The sequence below is a fragment of the Robiginitalea sp. genome (assembly GCF_049588695.1).
In the GTDB taxonomy this organism is placed as follows: domain Bacteria; phylum Bacteroidota; class Bacteroidia; order Flavobacteriales; family Flavobacteriaceae; genus Robiginitalea.
In genome coordinates this window covers 1-4,396 of sequence record NZ_JBAVZJ010000320.1, presented here as the reverse complement: position 1 = coordinate 4,396, position 4,396 = coordinate 1, and the positions used below count along the sequence as shown (strand labels likewise).

Genomic DNA, 4,396 nt, shown 5'->3' with positions numbered 1-4,396 from the left:
CACAAGCCTAAAGTAAGGCTTTAGGACATTTAAAGAAAATTTGAAGTGTCGATTACGTTTTACTCGATAAAACCGGATGAATATTCTGGTTTACCCTGAATATGTTTTCAGGATCGTATTTGGATTTGATCTGTACCAGGCGGGCGTAATTATCCTTATAGGAAGCCATAACCCGTTCCTGTCCCTCCTCCATCATAAAATTTGAATAAGCCCCACCCATGGAATAAGGGTGAAGCGCGCTCCAGTACGCTTTGCACCAGTCCGTTATCTTACCGGCGTTGGCCGGATCGGGATCAACCCCAACGATGACCCCGGCGTATTTAGCATCCCGATAGGCCCATGGGGTGGCATCGTGTGCTACCCTCGAAGCCGCACCACTGATGGGGTAAAGGTGCATCTGTGACAAAGGTGTCGGGATACTCGAACCAAATTCAAGGTGGGCTGCTCCCACCTCGGGACCGAGGGAATCAAAAAAATCAGCCCTCCAGTACCATTGCATTCCTGATGGGAACAATCCGTCAAAAAGAGTTTGAACAGAAGGATAGGGCATTGGCCCAACATGCTCAAAAACAGGATTCATCGCTTTCACCGGTTGGAAAAGGCGGTCGAAGGCTTCCTGATCATCACCCGCATAACACCAAACAATCCCGCAGAATTTTTTCATATGTAATGACTCCGGAAAGGGAGGGCCCGGAATAACCATCGTAGCCAGAAAACCGTTTAATTCCTCAGGTGCCTGGTTGATAAACTGATCATACCATGCGATAACTTCTTCCGCGCGTTCAATGGGCCATAAGGTCGGACCTCCAATCACAGTGGAAACGGGATGCCCCTGGAATTTGAAGGAAGTTACGATTCCAAAATTCCCTCCGCCCCCGCGAATCGCCCAGAAAAGATCGGGATGGTGGGTCTGGTTCACGGTGACAAAGGAGCCATCAGCCAGTACCATGTCTGCTTCCAGGAGGTTATCTATGGTCAGGCCGTATTTGCGCGAAAGGTGCCCTACGCCTCCCCCCAGGGTAAGTCCTCCGACCCCTGTAGTGGAAATAATCCCAGCAGGGACGGCCAGGCTAAAGGGGTGTGTGGCATGATCCACTTCTCCCCACAGGTTTCCACCCCCTACCCGAACTGTATTATCCTCTGTATTTACACGTACATATTTAATGCCTGATAAATCGATAACCAATCCATCATCGCAGGTTCCCAGACCACCTCCGTTGTGGCCTCCTCCTCTTACGGCTATCAACATATTGTTCTCACGGCCATATTGTAATGCGGCAATCACATCTGCCACATCTACACACATGGCAATCACAGCTGGCTTTTTGTCGATCATCCCGTTGTATATTTTCCGGGTGTGATCATAGTTCGAATCTTCAGGTAAAACCAGATTTCCCCTCAGCGCACTCTTCAGATCATCTAATGCAGTTTCCATAAGCTTTGATTAAGTTGTTTGTTTATTACAGGTCTAAATTCATGGAATGCACAATGGGTTATTTACCCGTCCTGCTTCTTAAAACAAGAGAAATGATTCATCAGACGGATTTCTTCGAGAATTTAGGTGCCGGTGCTACTTAAGGTACGAAATATTTATCCTTGTCGCCTTATTTTCAGCTGATTAATAAAATATTGATCTAATGGACTTCTGGAATGTCTGACTTTCAGGATAAAGTTCCTGTTCCAGGGTTTTTCTGCTTCAGGTCTTTGCACAATGTATGAGCACCCTAATGAATCCGCAATGCTCCGGGAATGTTACTTGGGAAAACCAGGCTACCGCATTTCCAGTCGGAGGGGTACCTTACCCGGTTTAAGGGAGATCAGGGGATTAATTTCCAAAACATCGGCCGGGGTGGTGATTCGGTAATTCTGGATAAGCCAACCGATGGTCAGCATCATTTCGTTCATGGCAAAAACATTCCCGATACACATTCGGGGGCCTGCGCCAAAGGGAAAATAAAACCCGGAATACTTTTTTCTAAGCGCGGGCTCAAAGCGCTCGGGAATAAAGGCTTCGGGATTGTCCCACAGGTCTGGGCTGCGATGTAATTCGTAAATACTCAAAAGCCAGGTAGTCCCCCCGGGAAAGGAATGTCCCTGCAGCGTTTCCGGATTCACAGATACCCTGTCGATTACGTACACAGGCGGGAAAAGACGCATCGCTTCTTCGATGCATTGTTGGGCATAACCCAGGTTGCGCAGGGCCTTAAGTTTATCGCCCTCAAAATCCACCTGGCGGACTTCCTCGTACAAACGTTGCTGCACCCGGGGATGTGACGCAATGAGGAAAACAGCAAAACTCAGGGCATTGGCTGTTGTTTCATGGCCGGCGGTAAAGAGGATAATCAACTCATCGATCAGCTGTCTCCTGGGCATCGGACTGCCATCTTCATAGCGGGCATCGAGCAACATGTCGAGAAGATCCCCCCGCCTCTTTTCGGACTGCATCCGGTCTTCTATTAGTTCGTCGAGAATATTCCTGGCCTCCTGAGAAAGCCCAAGATGATGGCCGATACGGCCTGACAATTGAAACCACCACTTAAGGTAGGGTTGTCGCATTTCCCGTATCAGCATTCGCTGATTATCCTCGGTGATCTCCTGTAACCGGTTCATATCCTCCCGGAAATCTCCTGCCCTGAAAAGGGATTGGGCCACCACCTGAAAGGCGAGGTCGCTCATCTTGGGAAAGATATCGATAATCTGGTCCTCCGGCAGACCGGATAACTCCTCGCGAATGGCGCTGTACATCAGATCGAGTAAACCCTGTAATTGTTCCTTATGAAATGCCGGTTGAATCATCTTGCGATGTTTCCGCCAAAAATCCCCCTCACTGGTCAGAATCCCATGTCCGATATATTTGGCCAGGTCCCGTGTTTGCAATTCAGATTTTTTGTAATTCCGGTGGTTCTTCTGGAGGATATTTCGCACCGTAGACGGTTCTCTCGTGAAGACAATCCGCTTTCTCGGGCCAATGCGGACGATAAATGTATTGCCGTATTCCCCAAACTTCTCCTGGTGAAACGGAAGTGGATTTCTGAGGATGCGTTTGCGATTCTTAAATACTTCCCATTGAGAAACCTGATGGACCTCCCGAGGATTTCGATGACTTCCTACGGACTCAGGGCTATTCGAAGTCTTGGGTTTTACAGGCATTACAGGATGATAGTATTAGAATAAACCGGGCTGCTCGCCACCGCGAATTTTTCCAAGGTGGCGGTAGGCCAGTTCTGTAACCTCCCTGCCCCTGGGGGTGCGCATGAGGAATCCCTGTTGGATCAGGAAAGGTTCGTACACCTCCTCAATGGTCTCAGCATTTTCTGAAACGGCCGTAGCCACAGTGTTCAACCCCACAGGACCCCCTTTAAATTTATCGATAATGGTCGACAAAATTTTATTATCCATCTCATCAAGTCCGTACGTATCTACGTTAAGTGCGTGCAATCCGTACTTCGATATATCCAGGTCAATTTTTCCGTTTCCTTTGATCTGTGCGAAATCACGGATACGTCGCAGAAGGGCATTGCAAATCCTGGGGGTACCCCGGCTTCTTCCGGCAATTTCTATAGCTGCATCCTGGGTGATAGGCACTTTCAGGATTTCGGCTGAGCGCTCCACGATGGTAGCCAACAGTTCGGTGTCGTAATACTCCAGACGGCTGTTAATCCCGAAACGGGCACGCATCGGAGCGGTAAGCAAACCGGAACGCGTGGTGGCTCCTACCAGCGTAAAGGGGCTTAGGTGTATCTGTACAGAACGGGCATTGGGTCCGGACTCGATCATAATATCGATCTTAAAGTCCTCCATGGCGGAATAGAGGTATTCCTCCACCACAGGGCTCAGTCGATGGATTTCATCGATAAAAAGGACGTCGCGTTCTTCGAGGTTTGTCAACAACCCGGCCAGGTCTCCCGGCTTATCCAAAACAGGGCCGGAGGAAACTTTTAAACCCACACCGAGTTCATTGGCCAGAATATGAGCCAATGTTGTTTTTCCCAGACCCGGAGGACCGTGCAATAAGGTATGGTCCAGGGCTTCCTGCCTCATGTTGGCCGCCTGCACGAAAACCTGAAGGTTTTCCAATACCTTGCGCTGTCCGGAAAAATCATCAAAGGAGACCGGTCTCAGAGCCCTTTCTATATCGAGTTCCTCCTGTGAAAGATGATCGGCTGACGGGTCGAGGTGTTCATTCATAACAGCACAAAGATAGGGAAACTCAAAACGCCACCGAATCTGTGAAACGCGCTATTTTATTGAAATTCTTTGATATTTATCATGTTTTTAACACAGGTAATTCCCCTTCTTTGTACTTTAATTTCAAAAGCGTAAAAACACATCATTAAAATACTATTAACCGCCAAAAACACTTAACTCTATGGCTACATTTAACCTCTCCCAGTAT

At 48.4% G+C, this 4,396-nt stretch carries 3 protein-coding genes; all 3 read right to left on the bottom strand.

From position 1 onward, the window contains the following. Positions 1–52: 52 nt before the first annotated feature. On the bottom strand, positions 53–1,435 hold the full coding sequence (locus WBV75_RS07815; protein WP_424120073.1) for an FAD-binding oxidoreductase: 1,383 nt from the start codon (positions 1,433–1,435) through the stop codon (positions 53–55). Positions 1,436–1,770: 335 nt separating this feature from the next. After that, positions 1,771–3,150: a cytochrome P450 gene (locus WBV75_RS07810; RefSeq protein WP_424120072.1), complete on the bottom strand. Its 1,380-nt coding sequence runs from the start codon at positions 3,148–3,150 to the stop codon at positions 1,771–1,773. 15 nt (positions 3,151–3,165) lie between these two features. Further along, a complete protein-coding gene (gene ruvB / locus WBV75_RS07805; protein WP_424120071.1) occupies positions 3,166–4,188 on the bottom strand; it encodes a Holliday junction branch migration DNA helicase RuvB in 1,023 nt (340 codons plus the stop codon). Between the last annotated feature and the right edge of the window lie 208 nt (positions 4,189–4,396).

Excerpts from the sequence above, each read along its gene's own strand:
- WBV75_RS07815 (WP_424120073.1), bottom strand. The coding sequence starts at position 1,435 with ATGGAAACTGCATTAGATGATCTGAAGAGTGCGCTGAGGGGAAATCTG.
- WBV75_RS07810 (WP_424120072.1), bottom strand. The coding sequence starts at position 3,150 with ATGCCTGTAAAACCCAAGACTTCGAATAGCCCTGAGTCCGTAGGAAGT.
- ruvB (WP_424120071.1), bottom strand. The coding sequence starts at position 4,188 with ATGAATGAACACCTCGACCCGTCAGCCGATCATCTTTCACAGGAGGAA.